Origin of the sequence: Glycomyces harbinensis (genome assembly GCF_900101745.1) — a bacterium.
GTDB classification, from domain to species: domain Bacteria; phylum Actinomycetota; class Actinomycetes; order Mycobacteriales; family Micromonosporaceae; genus Glycomyces; species Glycomyces harbinensis.
Genome location: NZ_FNAD01000007.1, coordinates 183,332 through 205,272, shown reverse-complemented (window position 1 = coordinate 205,272; position 21,941 = coordinate 183,332). Strand labels below are relative to the sequence as shown.

Here is a 21,941-nt window from a genome sequence, read left to right as displayed (position 1 = left end):
AGGGCGGCGTGCCGGGAAGCATGTTGTTGTACCAGTTCAATGGCGGAACTCTGGGAGTCCTCCCTCAATCGACCCGAGTCGGTCAATGCTGGGAACGTTCACATTAAATGTCATTATATCGATATATTGAAACGTAGTCAAGTTCTTCGATGTCTCCTTCTGAGGGTCACTGGCTCAGGCGGATTCGCGGACGATCAGCTCGGTCGGCAAGACCACGGACTGCACGTCCTGCTCGTCGAGAAGGGCGATGAGGAGGCGCACGGTCTCCTCGGCGATCGTGTCCAGGGGCTGGCGGACGGTGGTGAGCATCGGGTTCGTCGCGGTGGCGATGGCCGAGTCGTCGAACCCGGCGACGGCCACGTCCCCGGGGACGCTGCGGCCCGCGGCGTGGAGGGCCTGGAGCGCCCCGGCGGCCATGAGGTCGGAGGCGACGAAGACCGCGTCCAGATTGGGAAAGGCCTCCAGGAGCCGGTGCATCGCCCGCTCGCCGCCGGCCTGCGTGTAGTCGCCGTGGACGACCATGCGCTTGGTGACCTTGCGGCCCAGCACGCTGGTGAAGCCCTCCATCCGCAGCGAACCGCCCGGGGTGTCGAGCGGGCCGGTGATCATGCCGATCCTGCGGCGTCCCCGGTCGACCAGGTACTCCGTGGCCTGCCTCGCGCCGCCGCGGTCGTCGGCCGCGGCGTAGGGGATGACGCTCTCGCGCCCGAGCACGGCGCCGCATGCCACGGCGGGCACCTGCGAGCGCTCGATGGCCTCCAAGAGCGGGTCGTCGGCGTGGGTCGAGATGAGGAGTATCCCGTCGGCGTGGCCGCCGCGCAGGTAGCGGGCGACGCGTTCGCGGCCGCCGACGTCGTCGGCGATCATGAGCACCAGGGACATGTCGCGCTCGGCGAGCTGGTTCGTGGCGACCCGCATGAGCACCGAGAAGTTCGGGTCCTCGAACAGGCGCTCCTGCGGTTCGGACAGGACCATGACGATCGAGCCGGTGCGGCTGGTCTTGAGGCTGCGGGCGGCTCGATTGACGACGTATCCCGTCTCGCTCACCGCGCGGCGCACGGCGAGCTCGGCGGCCAGGGAGACGTTGGCCTGTCCGTTGAGGACTCGCGAGACCGTGCCTCGTGAGACCCCTGAGGCCTGGGCGACGTCGTTGATCGTCGGTCGTTTCCGTGGCAATTTCTTCGACGCTCCCTAGGGTTCTCGTGTCGATCTTTCCCCATCGCCGGCGTGCGGGGAGGCCGCCCGTGGCTTGGACGGCCTCCGACCGCACGCTCAGCCGGTGCGGGACAGGCTCACGCCGTCGAAGCTGATCCAGTTCCCGGCGTTGGCGTTCGAGTAGAACCCGACCTCGATCTGGCCGTTGGTGACCTGGACGCCCGTGAGGGACACCTGCGTCCACTGCGACGTCACCGGTAGATCGGCCTGCCGTTCGCTGCCGCCGTACCCCTTGGCGTACATGCGCGCGGTGTTCTGGCCGCCGCCGTTCATGACCCAGGCGGTGAGCGTGTACGTCCCGTTCGGGACGCTCAGCGCCTGGTAGGTCGAGACGGTGTACGCCGTGTTCTTCCAGTGCGTGAATTTGGCGCTGCCCTGGTAGATGCTCCCGCGTGTCTCCCGGAAGGCCGCATCGGTGTCGGCACTCGTCTGGGCCCAGACGCTCCAGCCGCTCGCCGTCCTGCCGCTGCCCGACTCCAGACCGCCGTTGGACAGCACGTTCTCGCCCGTGCCCGGATCGCCGCCGGTCACCTCGCCGAAGAAGTCCAGCGTCGACAGCTTGTTCCCGTTGTGGTCGAACAGGGTCTGGTTGTCCCACGAGTTGCTCTCGCCGGCCTGGTCGTTGATGTACGACATTCCCGCCGACGTGGCCCAGCTGGTGTCGCCGGTCCAGGCCGGCTCCCACCACACCAGGCCCCGGCCCCGGTCGTTCGGCACGTCGGCGATGGCGTCCTGCAGGTCGCGCAGGAACTGCGTCTGCCCCGCCACGGTCGCCGCGTAACCCGACTCCTGGGCGTGGTCCGCGGTGAAGATGTTGCCGCGCCCGTCCCCGTCTTGGAGGGTCCACGCGTAGGCGGTCTCGACGACGAGCACGTCCTTGCCATAGCGCGCGGACACGTCGTTCATGTTGTTGCGCAGCTGGCTCATCGTGCCGTGCCAGTACGGGTAGTACGACATGGCGATGATGTCGTACGGGACGCCCTGGTTGCGGGCGTTGTCGAACCAGGTGCGATAGGCGCCGTTGTTGCCGCCGCGGTCGAGGTGCAGGGCGATCTCGATGCCGCCGGCGCCTTCGTGGACGCCCGCGATGCCGGCCTTGAGCAGGCCGCCCAGCTGCGTCCAATTGGAGGTGCTGCCCGTGGGCTGCAACATCCCGTTGGTGATCTCGTTGCCCACCTGGACGATGTCGGGCGTGGCACCCGCGGCCGCCATCTGGGAGACGACGTCGCGGGAGTAGGTGCGGACCGCGGCGGTCAGCTGGCTGTAGGACATGCTCTGCCAGGCCTTGGGCTTGATCTGCTTGCCAGGGTCGGCCCAGAAGTCCGAGTAGTGGAGGTCGAGCAGGACGTCCATGCCGAGGGCCTTGGCTCGCTGGGCCAACTCGATGGTCGTCGCCAAGTCGTTCGTGCCGCCGCCGTAGGGCTGGCCCGAGGTGCTGTAGGGGTTGTTCCACAACCGCAGCCGCACCAGGTTGGCGCCGCTGTCGGCCATGATCTCGAGTGCGTCGCCTTGCGCGCCGTCGTCGTAGAAACGCTCGCCGGAGGCCTCGACCTCGGCGAGTGTGCCGACGTCGACGCCCATGTAGAAGTCGTCTCTGACGGCCTGGGCCGGGGAGGCCGTGGCGAACGCGACGAAGCTCATGGCGGCCACCAGGGCCACCGCGATCATCCGTCTCATGTGTCGCTCCTTTGCGATCGGGGTCGGGCGCTGCGGGCGCCCGTTGACGGCGGCGGGGAACCGCCGCCGAATTTCGGCGAAGCCCTGAAGTCAGGACTTGTCGCGGTGTTCGGAGTGCTCATCCCTTCTCCGCCCCGGCCATGGCCCCGGTGACCAGGTGGCGCTGCAGGGCGATGTAGAGGATCGTGATGGGCACGGCCAGCACCACCGCGCCGGCCGCGAAGGTGGTGAAGTCGTTGCTGTACTGGTCGGTGATCATCTGGAACAGGCCCAGGGCCACGGTCTGCTTGCCGCTGCTCTGGAGCAGCAGCCGCGGGAGGATGAAGTCCATCCACGGCACCGTGAAACTGGTGATGGCCACGAAGGTGAGCATCGGGCGCATGAGCGGCAGCACGATCTTCCGGAAGATCGTGAGCCGTCCCGCCCCGTCGAGCGCGGCGGCCTCGTCGAGGCTCGCGGGCAGATTGTCGGTGTAGCCCTTCATGAGCCAGGTGTTGTAGGGCAGGGCGGCGGCGATGCTCACCAGGGCCAGGCCGGTGAGCGAGTCGAGCAGCCCGAAGTTGAGGAACAGCATGTACACCGCGATGGCGGTCAGGAAGCTGGGGAACATCTGAAGGATGAGTATCCCGAGCATGCTGGCCTTGCGTCCGCGGAAGCGGATGCGGGCGAACACCCAGCCGCACAGCGCGGAGAGGCCGACGGAGCCGACCATGTTGATCACCGCGACATAGAGCGAGTTGAGGTACCAGCGCCCGTAGTTCGTCTGCGTGAACAGATGGACGTAGTTGTCGAAGGTCGCGTTCTCGGGGACGGGACTGGCGTTCGCCAGTCCCCCGCTGGGGCCGAAGGAGGAGCCGACGACCCACAAGAGCGGAAAGATCACGATGACCGCGACGACCAGGAGCAGGAGGTGGATGAGCGTGTCGGTCAGTCCGTCGCGCACTCGCTGTCGGCCTTCGACGCTCCTGCGGCGACGGGGCCCGGTTCTCACTGAAATGGCTGCCATGGGTCAGAGCTCCCGGATCGCTTTGGTGCGGTTGAGGTTCACTACCGAGATGGCGCCGACGATGACGAAGATGACCAGGCTCATCACCGCGCCGATGTTGTAGAGCCGGTTGTCGAGGGTGAGCTTGAACAGCCAGGTGACCAGCAGGTCGGTGCTCCCTGCGAAGCGGTATTCCACATTGTCCGGTCCTCCTTCGGTGAGGAAGTAGATCACCCCGAAGTTGTTGAAGTTGGACACGAACGACAGGACGATCAGCGGCGCGACCGTCCGCTGCACGATCGGGACGGTGATGTGGCGGAACTGCTGGAGGGGTCCGGCGCCATCGATGCGGGCGGCCTCGTAGTAGCTGTCGGGGATGTTCGCGAGGACGCCGCCGACCAGGGCCATGAAGAACGGGAAGCCGAGCCACAGGTTGACCAGGAGCGCGACCGCGCGGGCCAGGCTCGGGTGCGAGGGGTCGGTGAACCAGTAGACGCGCTCGTCGGTGATGCCCATGTCGACCAGCCACTGGCTGACGGGCCCGAACTGGCCGTTGAACATCGAGCGGAACACCAGCGCGGAGACGATCGCGGGGACGGCCCACGGCAGCAGGAACACCGAGCGCCACACACGCGGGAACCTGACTCGCCTGCTCGCCAGCACCACGGCCAGGAGCAGGCCCGCGGCGTAGGTGGTGACCGTCGCGAGCACCGCCCAGACCAGGGTCCAGCCGAGGATTCCCGTGAACGTCGCGGTCCAGGAGGGGACGGCGAAGATGGTCGCGAAGTTCTCGAAGCCGACCCAGTGCACGAGGTTCTTCGGCGGGAGGTTGTCCCTGTTGTAGTCGGTAAAGGCCACGAGTATGCCGAAGAGCACCGGCAGGACCGACATGAACACGATCAGGATCAGTCCGGGCGACAGCACGATGTAGGCGAACGCGCCCTCCCACAGGCGGCTGAAGTATCCGCGTGAGGTCTCGGGTCTGCGGCCGGTGTTCAGGTCGGCCCGGTAGCGGGCCGCGTCGCGGATGCTCCAGATCCACACGACCGCGAGCAGGGCCAGGGTCAGGAGGCTGATGAGGCCGTTGGCCATGAGGACGATCGAGTTGTCGCCCTCGGTCAGGCCGGTGAGGGTCATCTCGCGCGGCTGGGTGCCGAGTGTCGACAGGCCCCACAGCCCGCGAACGAAGAACCCGCCGTTCAAGCGCGGTGTGAACTGCATACCGGCGTAGTAGTTGCCGGTGGCGATCTCCCAGCCGATCAGGGCCGCGAAGAACGCGAAGAAGAAGGCGGCCTTGCCGGCCTGGCGGTTGATCAACTGGCCCGCACCCCACACCAGCCCCGAGGCGATGCCCGGGACCGACGCGGGGAGGCCGGGGCCCGCCCGCCCCGGACCGCGCGTGGCGCGGTCCGGGGCCGGGGCGGGCAGTTCGGTGGTCTCAGTGGTGGTCACAGCGGTCGATCCCTAGATCCCGTGCAGTTCGTTGTAGGTCGTCACGGCCTTCTCCTGGGCCGCGGCGGCGTCGGAGAGTTCGTCCCACACGTCGATGACCATGGTGTTGCCGGTTTCCCAGAAGTACTGGGGCACTTGCGGGATCAACTCGGCGTTGGCCGACTGGGCGACGATCCCGGCCACGTGCGGGTCATCCTCGATGCCCTCGACGCCGGTCAGGAGGTCGGCGTTGAGGGCCGGGATCTGGCCTGTGGCGGCGTAGACGGCGGCGGCGCCGGCGTCGGAGGCGAGGAAGTTCGCGAAGACGCGCGCGGCGGCCGGGTACTCGGAGTAGCCGGAGACGACCGCGACGTGCATGCCGGCGAAGGAACCGGCGGGTTCGCCGCCCTCGACGCCGGGCAGGGTGGTCACGCCGTACTCGAAGCCGTTCTCCGCCGCACCGGTGTCGAAGAGCGAGAAGCTCCATGGTCCGGTGATGACGTACGGGGTCTCCCCTTTGGCGAAGGCCTCCTCGATGGTCTCCCAGGTGCTGTCGGCACTCGGCACGTTGTAGATCTCTCGCAGGCCGCCGTAGTAGTCGAGCGCGGCGGTCAGTGCGGGGTCGTCGAATCCGGGGTCGTCGACGCTGCCGTCGGGGTACACGTGCCAACCCAGGGAGGACAGGATCGGGTAGGCGCGGTAGATCTCGGCGGTGGACATGCGCATCGTCCACCGGTTGGCGCCGGGGTCGTTGTAGGCCGCCGCGAGATCTTTGATCTCCTCCCAGGTGGCGGCCGGCTCGGTGGAGCCGGTCAGCTCCTCCAGAAGGGTGGTGTTGTAGATGAGGGCGAGCGACTCGGTGGTGACCGGGACGGCGTGCATCTGGTCTTCGACGGAGACGACGCTGGTGTAGGCCTCGCTCATCCGCTCCTGGAGCACGCCGGTGTACTCGCCCAGCGGTGCGGCGGTGCCGTCGTCGATGGCACGCGCGACCTGGTCGTAGAAGCTCATGTAGACGTCGGCGCCGTTGCCGGCCTCACCGGCGAGGGACATCTTCTCGACCGCGTCGTTCTTGGCGACGAGTTCGTACTCGACCTGGATATCCGGGTACTCGTCCTTGAACTCCTCCTTGAAGGCGGCGATGGCGGCCTCGGCGAGATAGTCCTCCTCGAACCAGACCTTCAGCGGCACTTCACCAGAGGCGATCTCCTCCTCGATGACGTACTGCTGAGCGTCGGCGTCCCACTCCAGTTCGGATCGCTGCTCCTCCTCAGTGGGTCCGCCGCAGGCTGCCAAGCCCAGAACGGCCGCCGCCGCGACGGCGATAGCTCCTTTACCTCGCATGCTGTGTCCTTGTCTCAGTTGAGGGATGCCACCGCCGAAGCTCGACGGCGGACTGTGAACGTTTACATCAAAATAGCGACATGCATCACTGAAGGCAAGGCGTGTGTGAGTTATATACGCCTTTTGCGAAGAGATTGTTTCGATAAAATGATTGCAGTTCCGAAACGAGATCCCGAGGAGACAACGGTTTCTGGCCCTGATGGGGAGATTCTGCGTGCACGTTCACATCCGCGGGGAACGCGGAAGGGGCGCTGCACGCCGCCCGTCACCACGGCCTGCGTCCGGCGCGGCTTCGAACCGTGCCGTGTACCCGTCACCTGTCGAGGACAGCGATGTGGAAGGCCGAACTTCAGACGCCGTAGCCGGAGAAGTTCGCCTCGCCGGTCAGCGGCGAGCGGCGCCCGACCGAGGACGTGAGGCCGCACCAGGCATCGTCCGGCCCCGCCTCACGATCGCGCCGGAGTCGTGACAGCCGTGGGCCCGGTCGCGGCGGTCAGACGACGAGGGAGTGCTCGACATCGATGCGGTCGTGCTCGATGAGCCAGCGCAACGACTCCAGGATCGCGGCGTCGGGCTCGTAGGCGGGCGCGTATCCGAGCAGCGTTCGGGCCTTCTCGATGCTGCACACCTGGCTTCGGGACAGGTGCGCCCAGCTCGTGTCGGCGTGCTCGGCGGTCGTGCCGGCCCGGAACTCGTCCCAGCTCACGCTCTCCAGCGACGCCTCCTGCCCGAACCAGGAGGACGCGGCGGTCGCGAGGCCGCGCACGTTCATCGCGGTCGGGGCGACGACGTGGAAGTCTTCGCCTGCTGCCGCGTCCCGGTGCTCGATCGCCAGCGCGAAGCCCTGCGCGACGTCGTCGGCGTGGACGTGGTTCAGGTGCTCGGCACCGATCCCGGGGATCCGCAGCGTGCGTCCCGACGAGAGCGTGCGCCACACCTCGGGGTCGAGATTGCCCAGCGGCCCGATGGGGTGCCAGCCGGGGCCGACGATGTGCCCAGGGTGGAGCGAGGTGGTGGCCAGCCCGCCGCCCGCGGTCTCCTCCTTGAGGATCTGGGCGATCCGGTCCTTCTGGATGCCGTACTCGCCGAACGGGGCGGTGCCCTCGCCTTCGACGATCGGTGCACGGAGGCTGGATCCGTAGCGCCAGATCGAGCCGCAGTGCAGCAGGTGCCCGGTCTCCCCGCGCAGCCGCTCCACCAGATCCACAGCGGATTCGGGCGTGAAGCACACCAGGTCCACGACGGCGTCGGGCCGCAGCGCGGCCACGGTGGCGCCGAAGACGCCGTCGGCGTCCTCCTGCTCGCGGTCGGCGGTGACCTGCCGGACCTGCGCCCACTCGGGCGCTTCGGCGTAGGCGTGCCGCTTCCCGCGGCTGATGTTGACGACCTCGTGCCCCGCGCGCACGAGCCGCGGGACCAAGTACGTCCCGATGTGGCCGCTCCCGCCGATGACGATGATCTTCATGGTGGTCCCTCCCCCTTTCGGGCCCGGCATCGGGCCCGAAGTTCTGATGCTAACCGCGAGCGCAGAGGCCGCCGACGACAGCGTCGGTCCGCACGCAGAGCGTGCGGGCTCCGGCGCGATGTGCTCGGGTCAGGTCGTTCGGCGTTGTTGCGCGAGCCACGTGTGGTTGACGATCGCGGCGGTGACCGCCTCGCGATACTGCTTGCCGCCCGGGCCGCGGAACAGATCCCTCTGATGGAAAGGGGACTCCTCCTTATAGGGAGCGTTGTCCGCGAGCCGCTTCGCCAAGGCCGAGATGGCGTCGCGGCCGCGGGCACGGTAGGACTTCAGCTCGGTTTCGTCAAGGCGGATCAGGGCGGAGTCGTCCAGCATGGTGTTGTAGCTGTATCTGGCGTCGAGGAAGAGGCCGCCCTGCTTCTCGACGAGGAACCACGCCCCGGGCTCGTGGTCGACGTAGCGCATCGCGTCGTCCTCCTGTGCGATCCTGGCCTCCTCGCCCCACTGCTCGACGGGCGGGATCGCCTCGAGCGGTCGCCGCATCGCGTCGTTCAACACGTGGTACCCGAAGGTCGCAGACGAGTCGCGGAACAAGGTGAAGCAGATGATCCGCCTGCATGCGGTGCACGTGAGCTGGCACTCCACCCGTTCCATGAGCCCTGAGGCGTGCAGCGGCCGCAGGTCGGCGAGCTTGACCCAGTGGGCGTCCTCGGTGAGCAGACCGGCCGTGAGTGCCGCGGTGAGCGCATCGGCGGTGGCGTCCACATCGACGCCGCCGCCCGAGCCGCTCGTGCGGACGAGGAGGTCGGCGCAGGCGGGGCAGTCGTCGTCATCGGGCCCGCAGGCCAGACCGGGTTGCTCCACGGTGACGGTGATGCCGAGGAGGTTCCCCGCATCGTTCCAGCCGCGGCGGTCTTTGAAGTCGGCTCGCGCGTATCCGCCGTCCAGCGTGAAATACGGCGTGCCCATCCCCGCGAAGTGGCGCGGAGCCTCAAGGGCCTTCTTGAGGTCGTCGAGGGTGGCGTCGTTGTCGGCGCCGTCGATCCAGTCCGACAGGTCGAGCCCGCGCGGCGCGCCAGGCGTCGGCGCGAGGTGCAGCAGTACCGCCACGACCGCGGCGTCGTGCACGATGATCTCCCCGCCGGAGGCGAACCGCAGCCGCCGCGACCGGCGGGCGGGTTCACCGACGAGCCGCTCCCTGACCGTGGCCGGGCCGCCTCCGAACGCGCCGGCCAGCCGGCGCACGGCCGGATCCTCCTCGGACAGGCACAGCGCCTCGAGGATCATCGGCAGCCGGGTACTCGTTCGCCATCGTTCCACCCGGCCATTCTCCGCCATCGAAACGGAACGGCGCCATAACCTGGGGCACAGCCGCCTCGCCCGACTGGTCCGCCCCGGCCGCCGGCGAACTCGTCCATGCCAGTGCTGTACCGAACTCCGCGCGACCCGACGAGAGTGCGACCTCATAGACCGATCGACCTCTCAATGACGGCCCTCACTCAAGCGGGACGCCTTGGAGCGACGCCACGTAGCGTGAGTGATCCTGTTGCGGCTGCTCAGCGCACCACTCCGGCCATGGCCGTTTTCCAGCGCATGCCGGCGACCATGTGCTCGAGATAGCCCGCATCGCTGACGGTCACCGCGATCGGTGCGTAGGGCCGGTCGGCGAAGGACCGATACCTCAGTGGCTCGTACTCGCCGTAGTCGCACATTTCCATGGGGCCGTCCGGCTCTTCGGGATCCCAGGGTTCGTTCCTCAGCGCTGCGATCTCACTCAGCAGCGGGACGTTCGCGTACGGGCTGAGGCCGTACGAGGTCACAATCTCGGCGGCGCGTTGTTCGAGCGCGTCGGCGTCGCCCGTGGTGAAGACGGAATAGCCGGGGCGGCTGCCCCCGCTCAGCCGGTACACCTCTTCCGCTTTGCGCCTGGGTTCGAGGACGGTCCAGCCATCGTCTGCGAGCAGGTACCCGTTCCTGTCAACCCTGACCTCCTTGCCGTGGATGAGTTCGTAGAGATGCGCGAACTCGTCCTTCAGCCGCATGTCCGCGGTGATCGCCTTGCCCTGCTCCTCGGTGCAGGGGTAGCGCTCGCCGCCGCTCGCTTCGGCGTCTCGGTTGTCCAGATGGCCGTTGTCCAGGCGCCACCAGGCATCAACGAGCAACGCGAGCGGGAAGGCAGACTCCTCCGGCACATAGGGGACGTCCGAGTTCACAATGTGCACCTTCCCTCGAAGCGTGGAGCCCTCGACGGAGTCGACGGACACGGTAAAGATCGTCGTCATGCTGGGACGCCCCTTCAGTTGGCATCGGCGGACATGCCTGTTGGCCGGTCAGTTCGGATGGTAGACACCTGCACTGGCACCGGCATCCTCGGAGACTCGGTGCTCAAGCGTCCGGCGTCCGGCCCGTGGCCGCGTCAATCAGCGTGGCAGAAGGACTTGGATCTGCTCGCGGATTTCACTGAGGATGTCGTCGACGGTGTGGCCTATGTTGATGGTGGCGGCCATGCTGATGAACATGATCGCGGAGACGATGTGCGCGAGCGTCGCCGCGGCGCCGGGGTCGATGCGCTGGTCCCGTCGCAGGACCTCGGCGATCGCCTGCTCGGTCTGGACGGTGAGGCCGAGGGCTTCGCGGTGGTGGGGTTCGGCGGGGTCGCCGAAGACCATCTCCCGCAGGTAGGTGCGGCCGTTGTCGATCTGCTTGCGGTTGCAGGCCACTACGGGGGCGATGATCGCCATCACCGCGTCGAGTACATCGGGGGCGGCCTCGGCGGCGGCTCTGCCTTCGGCGAGCGCGTCGGCGTAGGCCGTGTTCTGCACGAGCAGGAGCAGCTCGCCCTTGTTCTTGGCGTAGAGGAACAGGGTGCCGGTACCGATGTCGGCCTTGTCGGCGATCTGCTGGGTGGTGACCTCGTCGACGCCGTGCTCGGCGAAGAGTTCGCTGGCGGCGGCCGTAATGCGGTCGAGCTTCTCCTGCTTGTTCCGCTCGCGCCGCCCGACCGGTTGCGGGGCGGTTGGCATAGTGCCTCCTTCGGGAATAAACTCTGACTATACTCAGTTATGAGTATAGTCGTTACCGCGTGGGCTCGGAAGTGCCTCGGTTCATTCTCCCACGAAGGCCCGAGGCACCGCGTCTCGTGGCCGCACCGGTGGCGTTCCCGACCGACCGATGCAAAGGACCGTCCATACCATGACCTCGTCTTCTCTCTGGCAGCCGTTCAAACTGGGACGCGTCGAGCTCCCGCACCGGCTCGCACTGGCGCCGATGACCCGCAACCGAGCCGACGCCGACGGCACCCCCGGCGAACTCGCCGCCCAGTACTACGGGCAGCGCGCCTCACTCGGACTGCTCATCACCGAGGGCACCCAACCGTCCGCTGACGGGCAGGGCTACTTCAACACGCCCGGGATCTACACGCCCGAGCACGTCGAGGGCTGGCGGCCGGTCGCCGACGCGGTGCACGCGGGCGGCGGGTCCCTGTTCATCCAGCTCATGCACGTGGGACGCATCTCGCACCCGGACAACACGCCGCACGGCCGCCTGCCGGTGGCCCCGTCGGCCATCAACGCCGACCAGGAGATGTTCACGCCGACCGGGCCGCAGCAGACGCCCGTCCCGCGCGAACTGACCACCGCGGAAGTCCAGGCCGTGATCGCCGAGTTCCGCCACGCCGCGGCATCGGCGATCAGCGCCGGAGCCGACGGGGTCGAGATCCACGGCGCCAACGGCTACCTGCTGCACCAGTTCCTGTCCCCGAACGCGAACCACCGCACCGACGCCTACGGCGGATCGGTGGAGCGCCGGTCCCGGTTCGTCATCGAGCTCGCGCAGGCGGTCGCCGAGGAGATCGGCGCCGACCGCGTCGGCATCCGCCTCTCCCCCGCCTTCCCGCTCGGCGGCATCGACGAGGGCGACACCGAGAGCGTCCGCGCCCAGTACCGGCACCTCGTCGGCGAACTCGCCCCGCTGCAGCTCGCCTACCTGCACCTGCACCACGTCGGCGACGACGAGCTGCTGCGCTCCCTCCGGGACGTGTGGCCGACCGCGCTGCTGGTGCTCCGCTACGGCCGCACCCGCGAGCAGATCGCCGACGAGATCGAGGCGGGCCTGGCCGACATCGCCCCGCTGGGCCGATTCGCGCTGGCCAACCCCGACATCGTCCACCGGCTCCGCACCGGCGCCGACCTGAACGAGGTCGACCCCGAGACCCTCTACGGCGGTGCGGCCGCCGGCTACACCGACTACCCGACCCTGGCCCGGACTCAGATCTAGGCTTGGCTGCGCGACCGAGTCCGCCCGGTCCTGACCGGCGGGCGGACTCGCCGTCGTCCGGCTCATCCGGCCGGCCTGGCGAGATGACGCGCAGGGTGCAAGCGAGCAAGAAGGAGCATCTCCATGAGCACGCATTTCGACGTCGTCGTCCTCGGTGCGGGACCCGGTGGCTACGTGGCCGCGATCCGCGCCTCCCAACTCGGCAAGACGGTCGCGGTCATCGAGAAGCAGTACTGGGGAGGCGTGTGCCTGAACATCGGCTGCATTCCCTCCAAAGCGCTGCTGCGCAACGCGGAACTCGCTCATACCTTCCAACACCAGGCGAAGCAGTACGGGATCTCGGGCGAGGTGACGTTCGACTACGGCGCCGCCTACGACCGCAGCCGCCAAGTGGCAGACGGCCGGGTCAAGGGCGTTCATTTCCTCATGAAGAAGAACGCCGTCACCGAAATCGACGGCCACGGCACCTTCACCGACGCCCACACCATCGAGGTGGCGCTCACCGACGGCGGCAATCAGACCGTCACCTTCGACGACGCCGTCATCGCCACCGGCTCCACCGTGCGGCTGCTGCCGGGGGTGGCGACCAGCGAGAACGTCGTCACCTTTGAGTCGCAGATCCTCAGCCGCGAACTGCCGCGCTCGATCGTCATCGTCGGCGCCGGAGCGATCGGCATGGAGTTCGCCTACATCCTGCGAGGCTACGGCGTCGAGGTCACCGTCGTCGAGTTCCTCGACCGGGCCCTGCCGAACGAGGACGCCGAGGTGTCGAAGGAGCTGACCCGCCAGTACAAGAAGCTCGGCATCGCCGTACTCACGTCAACCCGGGTCGAGTCCGTGGACGACGACGGGACGTCGGTCACGATCACCTACACCGCGGCCGGGGGTGAGCGGTCGAGCATCCGGGCCGACAAGGTGCTCTTGTCCGTCGGCTTCGCGCCCCGCGTCACCGGCTACGGCCTGGAGCGCACCGGCGTCGCACTCACCGAACGCGGCGCCATCACGATCGACCGGTACATGCGCACCAATGTGCCGCACCTGTACGCCATCGGCGATGTCACCGCCAAGCTCCAGCTCGCCCACGTCGCCGAGGCCCAGGGCGTCGTCGCCGCCGAGACCATAGCCGGAGCGGAGACCATGCCGCTGGGCGACTACCGGATGATGCCCCGCGCGACCTTCAGTCAGCCCCAGGTCGCCTCGTTCGGCCTGACCGAGCAACAGGCCCGCGACGAAGGCCACGACGTGCTGGTCGCGAAGTTCCCCTTCGCCGCCAACGGCAAGGCGCAGGGACTGGGCGAGCCGGGCGGCTTCGTCAAGCTCGTCGCCGACGCGGCGCACGGCGAGCTCCTCGGCGGGCACATGGTCGGCGCCGACGTCGCCGAGCTCCTCCCCGAGCTCACCCTCGCACAGAAGTGGGACCTGACCGCCGCCGAACTGGCCCGCAACGTCCACACCCATCCCACGCTCGGCGAGGCGCTCCAGGAGGCATTCCATGGTCTCACCGGCCACATGATCAACCTCTGAGCACGAGTGCATCGGCGAGGCCGAGTTGGCCCGCGCCGCCACCCGCGACCCGGGAACTCCAGCGCCAAGGCCCCGCCGCTCTGTCGTGAATGGACTCAGGTGGCTATCGTCGACCGCATGACCGCATTGACCGAATACATCGACGCCTGGATCGCCGCCGACGCCGACCGCATCGCCCGCGCCGTCACCGAGCATTGCCACATCACCGAGTGCTACGGGCCGGTCTACCGCGGCCGCGACACGGTTCATCAATGGGCCCAGACCTGGTTCGACAAGGGCGGCGTCGTGCACCGGTGGGAGGTCACCGACCACATCGTCACCGGCGACCGCGAGATCGCCGAGTGGAACTTCGAATGCACCTGGGCAGGCGAACGCGCCGGCTTCGAAGGCGCGACCATCGCCCGACACGAGAGCGGGCTGATCCGTACCCTCCGCGAGTATCAGACCACCGCACCGCTCTACGACTGGCACGGCACCTGGCGCTGAACACAAGTCGGGCATTCGCCCAAGCCCGGTCACTTCCGGTAGTGGGGAAGAACCCTCCCGCCCTCCACGTACGTGAGAGCCGCTTCCACTTCGTAGACGTGAACCGCGGTGGCGAACGCGGGAAGCCTGGACGACAGGCTCGCGACGGCGGCGCCCGCGAAGAACGCGCTCCGCGCGTCGGCATCGGTGAAGCCGAGGCTGATCGAGGCGTGGAACTGCCGGTCGGCCGGGTTGTCGTGCGCCACGTTCGGCGTGTTCCACTGGCCCCGGCGCCAGGGCATGAACACCTGGGTCCGCAGCTCTTTCAACTCACCCGTGGCCGCGAGCGCGGGGGCGAGGCGGTCGGTGATGATCCTCCGGAAGGCACCGGTGGCGACTCCCTCCTTTCTCCTGACGTAGATCAGGGCCCTGGCTCCCGCCCGCTCACCGGTGGCCGCGATGTCGTACCAGCGCGCCGAATACGGCGGCCCGGCGTAGAGCAGGGTGCGGCGGAACAGGTTCACCTCGTCGAGATAGGCGAGCTTGGTCTGTTTCCGGCCCAGCAGGGGCGAGAGCACGGACTTGAAGGTGACCTCGGCGATCCCGTCGATCCTGCGGTCGGCGGGGATGGCGGTCTCGACACCGTCGGCCTCGGGCCACAGGCCGGGGTTGTCCTCGGCCAGGTGGATCTGGCGGTACTCATCGAGTCCCGGTGTGGCGCTGATGATCTTGGAGTGCGGGCCCTTCCAGCGGTCCATCCCCTGCTGCCGGGGCCGGTCGTCGCGCACCCACAGCAGGATCGATGACGTGAAGGGCTTCTTGACGGAGGCGGGTGCCGTTGTCATCGCCGATCCTCCTCGGTCGGTTCGGGTGCCGCTCATCGGTTCAGGAACTCGGCGGCGACGGGCGCGAACTCCCGGTGGTACTGGAAGACCCCGCCGTGGCCGGAGTTCGGGTAGATGATCAGCTCGGAGTCCTTGATGCGGCGGTGCATGTCCTCGGACAGGACCGAGGGCACCATGCGGTCGTGGTCGCCGTTGGCGATCAGGGTCGGCTGGGTGAGCTTCGACAGGTCTTGCGGTGTGCCGCGGCCGTACTTCTTGATGGCCTTGAGCTGCGTCTGGAACCCCTTCGTCTTCATCGGAGCGTCGCGGACCTCAGTGTGCGAGCCCGTCGTCCGCTCGACGTACGCCTTCGCGGCGCGCTTGCCGACAGCGTCGCGGTTGAAGAACAGAAACTCCCGCGGATCCGAGCGTGTCAGCGTCGCCTTCAGGATGTCGCGGTAGGTCATCCCGGCGACCTTGTCGATGTCCTTGCCGCCCTTGGGGCCGGTGCCGGTGAGGACCAGCCTGCGGACCAGGTCCGGGTGCTCGGCGATGAGCGTTTGGGCGATCATGCCGCCGAGTGAGAAGGAGAAGACGTCGATCTTGTCGAAGCCGAGCGCGGTGATGAACGCGTAGGCGTCCTCGGCCATCGCCTCGATGCTGTCGGGCACCTCGCCGTTGGAGGCGCCGACACCGCGCTGGTCGAACGTGATGACATGGCGGTCCTTCGCGATCGCGTCGACGATCTGCGGGTCCCAGTAGTCGAGCGTGGCGGCGAGATGGACGAAGAAGACGACCGGGATCCCGCCCTTCGGCCCCAACTCGCGGTAGACGAAGTTGACGCCCCTGGCGGAAACGGTGCGCGTCGGCGCCTCGACGTACGACGTGATGACCGGACGGTCTTGGTTGCTGCTCGTGTTCATGATGGTGCTCCTCCGCGTCTGACTGATGCTAATGATGGTTGATTGGGCTGGTCAGGCTTTGGTAATGACGACTTTCCCTCGGATGCCGCCGCGCTCCAGTGCCTCGAGGGCCTCGGGAAGCTGGTCGAAGGGGACGGCCTTGCTGAGGATCGGGCGCAGCGCGCCGCCGTCGATGAGGGCGGTGATCTCGCCGAGCTGTGCGCCGCTGGCGCGCATGAACAGGAACTCGTAGGTCACGCCGAGCTTCTTGGCCTGGCGGCGGATCCCGGCGCTCATAGCGGTGACCGCCAGACGCACTACCGGGTTGGTGCCGAGCTCGCGCGCGACGGCCGCGTCCGGAGGACCTGCGATGCTGATCGCCTTGCCTCCGGGGCGCAGCACGCGCAGGGACTTCTCGAGGTTCTCGCCGCCGAGGCTGTCCAGTACGAGGTCGTAACCGCCCAGCAGCTGCTCGAAGTCCTGGGTGCGGTAGTCGATCACGGTGTCGGCACCGAGTTCGCGCACGAAGTCCGCGTTGGCGGCGCCGGCCGTGGTGGCGACCGTGGCGCCCAGGTGCTTGGCGAGTTGGATCGCGATCGATCCGACGCCGCCGGCACCGGCGTGGACGAGGACCTGCTGCCCGGCGCGCAGGTTCCCCTTCTCGACGAGGGCCTGCCATGCGGTCAGCGCGACCAGCGGCAGCGAACCGGCTTCCTCCAAGGTGATGGATCGCGGTGTGAGGGCCAGGTCGGCCTCGGCAATGGCGATGCGCTCGGCGAACGTCCCGATGCGGTCCTTGTCGGGCCGGGCGTAGACCTGGTCGCCGAGGTCGAAGCCCCGGACCTTCGCACCGACGCCGATGACGGTGCCGGCAACGTCGTTGCCGAGGACGAGCGGCAGCTTGTACGGCAGGATCGCCTTGAACTCGCCGATCCGGATCTTCTCGTCGAGAGGGTTGAGGCCGGCGGCCTGCACCTGGACGAGCACGTCGCGCTCGCCTACGACCGGCTCGGGGACGTCGGCCAGCTGCAACGGGCCCTTGTACTTGTTGACGACGAACGCTTTCATGGCGTTTCCTGCTCCTTCTTCTCGTCATCGACTGTCGAGGTCGGTCGCCGCTACCGGCGCAGGAAGTCCCGCGCGGCGTTGACGAACGCGTAGTGGTTCTGGAAGGCGACGCCGTGCCCGGAATCGGGCAACATCGTCACCGTCGCGGTCGGCAGCCGCCGAGCAAGGGCGGTCGCGTTCGCCGGCGGGACCAGGACGTCGCTGTCGCCGTGGACGATGAGCACCGGACCGGTGAACCGCGAGAGGTCCGCGGGCTCCTGCCCGCCCCACCGCTGCACCGCGGCCAACTGCGCCCGCACGACTCCTGGGGCGACCGCCTTGTCGCGTCCTTTCGTGCGTTCCTTCAACCGCTTGAGATACGCCCGGGCGGCCTGCCGGCCGACCTGCGTGCGGGTGAAGAACAGCAGCGTCTTCGGATCCTTGAACATGATCGCGGCGCGCAACGTGTTCGCGAGGGTCACGCGGGTCATGCCGGTGAGCCCGGGCCCGCCCGCGGGTCCGGAACCGGCCAGGATCAGTCGATCGACCAGCTGCGGCGCCTGCTCGAGCACCGCTTGGGCGACCATGCCGCCCATCGACATGCCGAGCACATCGACCCGGTCATGGCCCAGTGCCCTGATGACGGCCGCCATGTCCGCGGCCATCTCCTCGAACGTGGCGCGAACGCGCCCGGCGGAGTCGCCGACGCCTCGGTAGTCCACGGCGATGACGCGTCGGTCCCGGGCGAGGCCGTCCACGATGCGCGGGTCCCAGTTGTCGAGGTTCGCGCCCAGATGGATGAGGGCGACCAGCGGAACGCCGTTGCGCGGACCGAGCTCGCGATAGGCGAACGAGGTGTCCGCCGCGGCGATGGTCCGCGTCGGCGCGTCCCGATATCGCTGCGCGGTGCGTGGCTCCGACATGTCCTTCTCCAGGGCTCTCGCTTCACTCAGTTATTCTGAGTATGCTCAAGTATGACTCTACTCAGCAATATTGTCAAGGAGGCCGCGATGCGAGCCAGAGGAATCCCGATGAGGCGCCGAGAACGCGCCAAGCAGGAGAAACGAGAGCGCATCATGGCGGCGGCGCAGGCACTTTTCGCCGAGCATGGAGTGAGTGGAGTCACGACGCAACAGATCGCCGACCGAGCGGACATCGCCATCGGGACCTTGTTCCGGTACGCGTCGACCAAGGCGGAGCTGCTGATCATGGTGCAGAACCAGAAGTTCGCCACCGCCATCGACGACGGACTCGCCGCAGCGGCCGCAGCGGGACAAGACCCGCTCGACCAGGTGCTGGCGCTCATTCGCCCAGTGGTGACCTGCGTACGCGAGCACGTCGAGAACGGCCGCACTTACCTGCACGAACTCGTTCTCGGCGACCCCGCAGAGCCGTACCGGAAACAGGGCCTCACCCTCGCCGGCCGCCTAGAGGACGGCGTCAGCGCTATGCTCGCCCGCGATGCACGCGTCGACACCGGCGAGGCGGCGACGGTGGCGCGGGTGGTCACTGCGATCGTGCACTTCAGCACGACTGCCACCGCCTACCTGCATCGCAGCGACCAGGAAGTTCTCACCGACATCCGCGAACAGGTCCAGGCCGTCCTCGAATTCGGATCCAAACCCTTAAGTATTGCAAGCCAACCAATTCCGCGGCGGCCGCCGCCGCCTCCGGCACTTCGCAATCCTCGAAGCCTTGGACCGCGCGCCGCAGATGTCGTACCGCGGCGGACATCTCGCCCCGTCGGCGGTGGGCGGCGGCGAGACCGTGCCGGGCTCGTGCGAGTTCATAGACGTCTTCATGGGTCTCGGCGAGTGCCGCGGCCCGCGCATGGTGGTCGATCGCGTCGCCGGTGCTGCCCGTTGCGGTGAGTGCTCGACCGAGACCGTTCCTTGCGATACGTTCGAACGCCAGGTACGCCATCTCCTCCGCCTGCTCGACGGCCTGGCTGAAGCAGGTCACGGCCTCAGCAGGCCGGTCCAGGAGCAGCAGGTCCTCACCGAGTTCGATGAGTGCCGCGGTGAATCCGCCCAGGAGACCGGCTTCGCGGCATTGCTCTAGGCAGGCGGTGTGCATCACCAGGGCCGTGGCGGGATCGCCGTGCTCGCGGACGAAGGCCCCGCGGTAGAACTCGATACGGATGCGGTTGTAGCCGTCCTCGGCCTCCAGGTGCTGCTCCGCCGCATCGAGGCGGCGTTCGGCATCGGCCAGCCGCCCGAGTCGCAGCAGCGGGAAGATGATGTTCACATTGATGTGGACGATCGCTCTGGTGCCGGCGTCGGTTTCGGCCAGCGCCAGAGCGGCGCGGTACACGTCGAGGGCCTCGGTGAACCTCCCGGACTGTTCATGCTGGATGCCGATGCTCCTGAGTGCCAGTGCCGCGCCGCCGTTGTCACCGAGTTTCCGGTTGAGTGCGGCGACTCTCTCGAGGCAGCTGATCGCCTCGCGATGCCGGCTCGCGTACATGAGGTGCCGGCCCTGATCCCCCAGGCTGTGCGCTTCTTTCCGCTCGTCATCGAGCCTCCGGGCAATGTCCAGGGCTGTGCGGTTGACCGCCAGGTGCTGCTCGATGCCGCGCTCGTGCATCCGGAATGCGCTGAACGCGTTGGCAAGATGCCAGGCTGATTCGAGATGCCCGGCGCGCTCCGCTTCGAGAACGGCGGCTGCCAGATTGCCGCGTTCGGCCTGGAACCATGCAACGGCGCTCTCCTGGTCGGTGAAGCCCGGCAGTCCGATGTCGTGCCTCGTCGCCTCGTTCTTCAGCATCCTCTGGTGCTGCGAAGGCACCTGGATCGCAGCTTGGTAGGAGAAGTGCAGGTAGACCCCGAGCAGCCGGATGAACGCCCCGTCCAGGTCCTCCTGTGCCTCCTCCAGTTCCGCGAGCCTGGTCGCGAAGAGGCGCACCAGGTCGTGCAGCCGGTAGCGCCCCGGCGAGCGGGATTCCGCCAGATGGACGTCCACCAGCGACTCCAGCATCGCCGCCGCGTCTTCCTGGTCGGTATCGCATAGCGCTGCCGCGGCGTGGGTCTCCACGTCGTCACCGGGGACCAGGCTGAGTCGCCGAAGCAGCCGCTGGTGGTTCGGGTCGAGCTCGAGATACGAGGCGCGCAGCGCCGCAGTCACGCCGCCGTGCCCCATGTCGAGTTCGTCGAGCAGCCTGTTCTTGTGGTCGAGTCGGGCCAGCAGGTCTTCGGCCCGCCACTGGGGTCGACTGCGGAGGCGGGCCGCAGCCAGGCCCAGGGCCAACGGGAGACGGCCGCAGCGCTCAGCGATCGCGACCGCCCCGTCATCGGTGATTCGGCTGACGGCGGTGCCGAGCATTTCCACGGCCTCGCGCATCGACGGCGGTTCGAGGAGCACGGCGTACGCACTGGTCAGTCGCGACAGGTCGCGTCGGCTCGTCGTCAGGACGAGGCTGGTCGTCGTGCCCGGCATGAGCGATTCGAGTTGTTCGACGTCGGTCGCGTTCTCGAACACCAGGAGCACACGGAGGTTGGCGATGGTGCTGCGATAGCAGGCGGCGAGTTCGCCGAGATCGGTGGGGAGGTACCGCTCGTCGACGCCGAGGCGGTCCAGCACTCGCGTCAGCACTGACGCCGCGTCCGGGCGTGACCCGGCGGAGTTCGTGAATCCGTGGAGGTCCACGAACAGCTGGCCGTCGGGGTACCGGGGTGCGAGTGCGTGGGCTGCTCGCACGGCCAACGAGGTCTTCCCGACGCCGGCCATGCCGTGCACGGCGACGATTGCGGCGCCGTCGCCGACCGCGCTGACGATCGCGTCCAGGTGCTCTTCCCGACCGACGAACCCGGCCGGTGGCCTCGGCAGCTCACGAGGCACCGCCGCAAGGGAACCCGATCGCCCGGCGAGCACCGCCCGGCCGCGCTCGTCCAGGTTCAGGGCCTCGACGAGCAGGCGCAGCGTCTTCGATTGCGGCCGCACCTTCCCTGATTCGATGTCACGGATCGTGCGGACCCCCACGCCGGCTTTGAGCGCCAGCTCTTCCTGCGTCATCATCGCGCGTAGCCGCAGCGTCCGGAGGCCTGTGCTGACATCGGGCGTTCGGTCCGGCATCTCGCAATGATAGGTCGACGCACGACCAGAGCGATGATCACATGGCCGAGGGGCTCTGCGTCAGCCCCGAACATCGGCGGCTGCCATCGAGAACACGGTCCGTGCGTTTCCTCATCGGCGCTGGTGGATGACGAGCGACCAGGCGAGGCTGCCGAAGGCCGTCAACGTCGCCAAGGCCCGCACGGTGTTCCACGCGGTCCATCGCGCTTCGTCGAGCATCGCGCGTGCCGCTGCGAAGTCGGCGTCGCTGGTGGAGTCGGTGACCGATCGCAGTTGCTGGTTGAGCGGTTCGTTGACGCCCATGGTGATCACGACGGAGACGAGGTAGGCCGCCAGCGCCACCGACAGCCAGACCAGGGTGGCGCGCTGGCCGGAGCGCATGTGGAGGGCCAGGGCCAGCGCGATGAGCAGGAGTGAGCCGGTGAACTCCACGCCGAGGAACAGCGGGTTCATGATGGCCGCGTCGAGCGATTGGAAGGCCGTCACGAAGGTGCGGTCGTCGACGTCGCCCAGGCCGGGCATGATCGTGTTCGACCAGTCCGTGTAGACGCCGGCCGTCAGGCCGGTCGTCACGGTGGCGAGGAGCAGGGTCCCGGTGCGCAGCGGGTTTCGGGTCGGGCGGGCGAGGGTGTTCGGTGCAGTCGTCATGTTCTTATCGAAACCCATCCCGGTGCGATCATCCATAGTCTGTAGGCGCAGTTCCATTCGAATTCGTCTAC

18 protein-coding genes and 1 pseudogene are annotated in these 21,941 nt (G+C 67.9%); 4 read left to right on the top strand and 15 right to left on the bottom strand.

The features are described from left to right. Positions 1-174: 174 nt before the first annotated feature. The 9 genes from BLQ63_RS13755 to BLQ63_RS13715 all read right to left on the bottom strand — a co-directional run bounded on the left by BLQ63_RS13755 (position 175) and on the right by BLQ63_RS13715 (position 11,137). Positions 175-1,176, bottom strand: coding sequence for a LacI family DNA-binding transcriptional regulator (locus BLQ63_RS13755; RefSeq protein WP_091035536.1), 1,002 nt, complete (start codon positions 1,174-1,176; stop codon positions 175-177). Positions 1,177-1,272: 96 nt separating this feature from the next. Then, positions 1,273-2,892: a glycoside hydrolase family 53 protein gene (locus BLQ63_RS13750; protein WP_091035532.1), complete on the bottom strand. Its 1,620-nt coding sequence runs from the start codon at positions 2,890-2,892 to the stop codon at positions 1,273-1,275. A gap of 118 nt (positions 2,893-3,010) precedes the next feature. Beyond that, positions 3,011-3,835 (bottom strand): sugar ABC transporter permease, encoded by an 825-nt coding sequence (locus BLQ63_RS13745; protein ID WP_218125251.1) that lies wholly within the window; start codon positions 3,833-3,835, stop codon positions 3,011-3,013. A gap of 66 nt (positions 3,836-3,901) precedes the next feature. Then, complete coding sequence (locus BLQ63_RS13740) at positions 3,902-5,329, bottom strand: carbohydrate ABC transporter permease (RefSeq protein ID WP_218125250.1); 1,428 nt, start codon at positions 5,327-5,329, stop codon at positions 3,902-3,904. Positions 5,330-5,341: 12 nt separating this feature from the next. Beyond that, the gene (locus tag BLQ63_RS13735; protein WP_091035523.1) at positions 5,342-6,652 is read right to left on the bottom strand and encodes an extracellular solute-binding protein; all 1,311 of its coding nucleotides are present in this window, start codon (positions 6,650-6,652) and stop codon (positions 5,342-5,344) included. A 493-nt stretch (positions 6,653-7,145) separates the two neighbouring features. Continuing rightward, on the bottom strand, positions 7,146-8,117 hold the full coding sequence (locus BLQ63_RS13730; RefSeq protein ID WP_091035520.1) for an NAD-dependent epimerase/dehydratase family protein: 972 nt from the start codon (positions 8,115-8,117) through the stop codon (positions 7,146-7,148). 129 nt (positions 8,118-8,246) lie between these two features. After that, complete coding sequence (locus tag BLQ63_RS13725) at positions 8,247-9,434, bottom strand: hypothetical protein (RefSeq protein WP_143014888.1); 1,188 nt, start codon at positions 9,432-9,434, stop codon at positions 8,247-8,249. Positions 9,435-9,670: 236 nt separating this feature from the next. Beyond that, positions 9,671-10,396 (bottom strand): hypothetical protein, encoded by a 726-nt coding sequence (locus BLQ63_RS13720; RefSeq protein WP_091035514.1) that lies wholly within the window; start codon positions 10,394-10,396, stop codon positions 9,671-9,673. Positions 10,397-10,534: 138 nt separating this feature from the next. Beyond that, positions 10,535-11,137, bottom strand: a complete 603-nt coding sequence (locus tag BLQ63_RS13715; protein ID WP_091035510.1) for a TetR/AcrR family transcriptional regulator — start codon at positions 11,135-11,137, stop codon at positions 10,535-10,537. Positions 11,138-11,306: 169 nt separating this feature from the next. On the opposite strand from BLQ63_RS13715, the gene BLQ63_RS13710 reads away from it, so the two are divergent. The 3 genes from BLQ63_RS13710 to BLQ63_RS13700 all read left to right on the top strand — a co-directional run bounded on the left by BLQ63_RS13710 (position 11,307) and on the right by BLQ63_RS13700 (position 14,399). Further along, positions 11,307-12,389 (top strand): alkene reductase, encoded by a 1,083-nt coding sequence (locus BLQ63_RS13710; RefSeq protein WP_091035507.1) that lies wholly within the window; start codon positions 11,307-11,309, stop codon positions 12,387-12,389. 123 nt (positions 12,390-12,512) lie between these two features. Continuing rightward, on the top strand, positions 12,513-13,913 hold the full coding sequence (lpdA, locus tag BLQ63_RS13705; protein ID WP_091035504.1) for a dihydrolipoyl dehydrogenase: 1,401 nt from the start codon (positions 12,513-12,515) through the stop codon (positions 13,911-13,913). 117 nt (positions 13,914-14,030) lie between these two features. Beyond that, positions 14,031-14,399: a nuclear transport factor 2 family protein gene (locus BLQ63_RS13700; protein ID WP_143014887.1), complete on the top strand. Its 369-nt coding sequence runs from the start codon at positions 14,031-14,033 to the stop codon at positions 14,397-14,399. Between the two features lie 29 nt (positions 14,400-14,428). Here BLQ63_RS13700 and BLQ63_RS13695 read toward each other — a convergent pair whose 3' ends face one another. From BLQ63_RS13695 to BLQ63_RS13680, 4 genes are read right to left on the bottom strand one after another with little or no spacing between them, the layout of a single operon-like run. Beyond that, positions 14,429-15,223 (bottom strand): strictosidine synthase, encoded by a 795-nt coding sequence (locus BLQ63_RS13695; RefSeq protein ID WP_091035498.1) that lies wholly within the window; start codon positions 15,221-15,223, stop codon positions 14,429-14,431. Between the two features lie 32 nt (positions 15,224-15,255). Next, positions 15,256-16,125: an alpha/beta fold hydrolase gene (locus BLQ63_RS13690; protein ID WP_091035494.1), complete on the bottom strand. Its 870-nt coding sequence runs from the start codon at positions 16,123-16,125 to the stop codon at positions 15,256-15,258. 51 nt (positions 16,126-16,176) lie between these two features. Continuing rightward, positions 16,177-17,172, bottom strand: coding sequence for an NADP-dependent oxidoreductase (locus tag BLQ63_RS13685; RefSeq protein WP_091035490.1), 996 nt, complete (start codon positions 17,170-17,172; stop codon positions 16,177-16,179). Between the two features lie 50 nt (positions 17,173-17,222). Further along, complete coding sequence (locus tag BLQ63_RS13680; protein WP_091035486.1) at positions 17,223-18,074, bottom strand: alpha/beta fold hydrolase; 852 nt, start codon at positions 18,072-18,074, stop codon at positions 17,223-17,225. 51 nt (positions 18,075-18,125) lie between these two features. Between BLQ63_RS13680 and BLQ63_RS29830 the strand changes: the two are divergent. Then, a pseudogene (locus BLQ63_RS29830) lies at positions 18,126-18,296 on the top strand (hypothetical protein); the annotation flags it as partial. A 427-nt stretch (positions 18,297-18,723) separates the two neighbouring features. Here the strand turns inward: BLQ63_RS29830 and BLQ63_RS13670 are convergent. Both BLQ63_RS13670 and BLQ63_RS13665 read right to left on the bottom strand, forming a co-directional pair. Further along, positions 18,724-21,222, bottom strand: a complete 2,499-nt coding sequence (locus BLQ63_RS13670) for a tetratricopeptide repeat protein (protein ID WP_091035477.1) — start codon at positions 21,220-21,222, stop codon at positions 18,724-18,726. A gap of 111 nt (positions 21,223-21,333) precedes the next feature. After that, positions 21,334-21,870, bottom strand: coding sequence for an anthrone oxygenase family protein (locus BLQ63_RS13665; protein ID WP_218125249.1), 537 nt, complete (start codon positions 21,868-21,870; stop codon positions 21,334-21,336). Positions 21,871-21,941 lie beyond the last annotated feature (71 nt).

Bases quoted from the DNA above. Each gene is read 5' to 3' on its own strand.
- BLQ63_RS13750 (WP_091035532.1), bottom strand. From the start codon at position 2,892: ATGAGACGGATGATCGCGGTGGCCCTGGTGGCCGCCATGAGCTTCGTC.
- BLQ63_RS13735 (WP_091035523.1), bottom strand. From the start codon at position 6,652: ATGCGAGGTAAAGGAGCTATCGCCGTCGCGGCGGCGGCCGTTCTGGGC.
- BLQ63_RS13730 (WP_091035520.1), bottom strand. From the start codon at position 8,117: ATGAAGATCATCGTCATCGGCGGGAGCGGCCACATCGGGACGTACTTG.
- BLQ63_RS13720 (WP_091035514.1), bottom strand. From the start codon at position 10,396: ATGACGACGATCTTTACCGTGTCCGTCGACTCCGTCGAGGGCTCCACG.
- BLQ63_RS13715 (WP_091035510.1), bottom strand. From the start codon at position 11,137: ATGCCAACCGCCCCGCAACCGGTCGGGCGGCGCGAGCGGAACAAGCAG.
- BLQ63_RS13710 (WP_091035507.1), top strand. From the start codon at position 11,307: ATGACCTCGTCTTCTCTCTGGCAGCCGTTCAAACTGGGACGCGTCGAG.
- lpdA (WP_091035504.1), top strand. From the start codon at position 12,513: ATGAGCACGCATTTCGACGTCGTCGTCCTCGGTGCGGGACCCGGTGGC.
- BLQ63_RS13700 (WP_143014887.1), top strand. From the start codon at position 14,031: ATGACCGCATTGACCGAATACATCGACGCCTGGATCGCCGCCGACGCC.
- BLQ63_RS13695 (WP_091035498.1), bottom strand. From the start codon at position 15,223: ATGACAACGGCACCCGCCTCCGTCAAGAAGCCCTTCACGTCATCGATC.
- BLQ63_RS13690 (WP_091035494.1), bottom strand. From the start codon at position 16,125: ATGAACACGAGCAGCAACCAAGACCGTCCGGTCATCACGTCGTACGTC.
- BLQ63_RS13685 (WP_091035490.1), bottom strand. From the start codon at position 17,172: ATGAAAGCGTTCGTCGTCAACAAGTACAAGGGCCCGTTGCAGCTGGCC.
- BLQ63_RS13680 (WP_091035486.1), bottom strand. From the start codon at position 18,074: ATGTCGGAGCCACGCACCGCGCAGCGATATCGGGACGCGCCGACGCGG.
- BLQ63_RS13670 (WP_091035477.1), bottom strand. From the start codon at position 21,222: ATGCCGGACCGAACGCCCGATGTCAGCACAGGCCTCCGGACGCTGCGG.
- BLQ63_RS13665 (WP_218125249.1), bottom strand. From the start codon at position 21,870: ATGACGACTGCACCGAACACCCTCGCCCGCCCGACCCGAAACCCGCTG.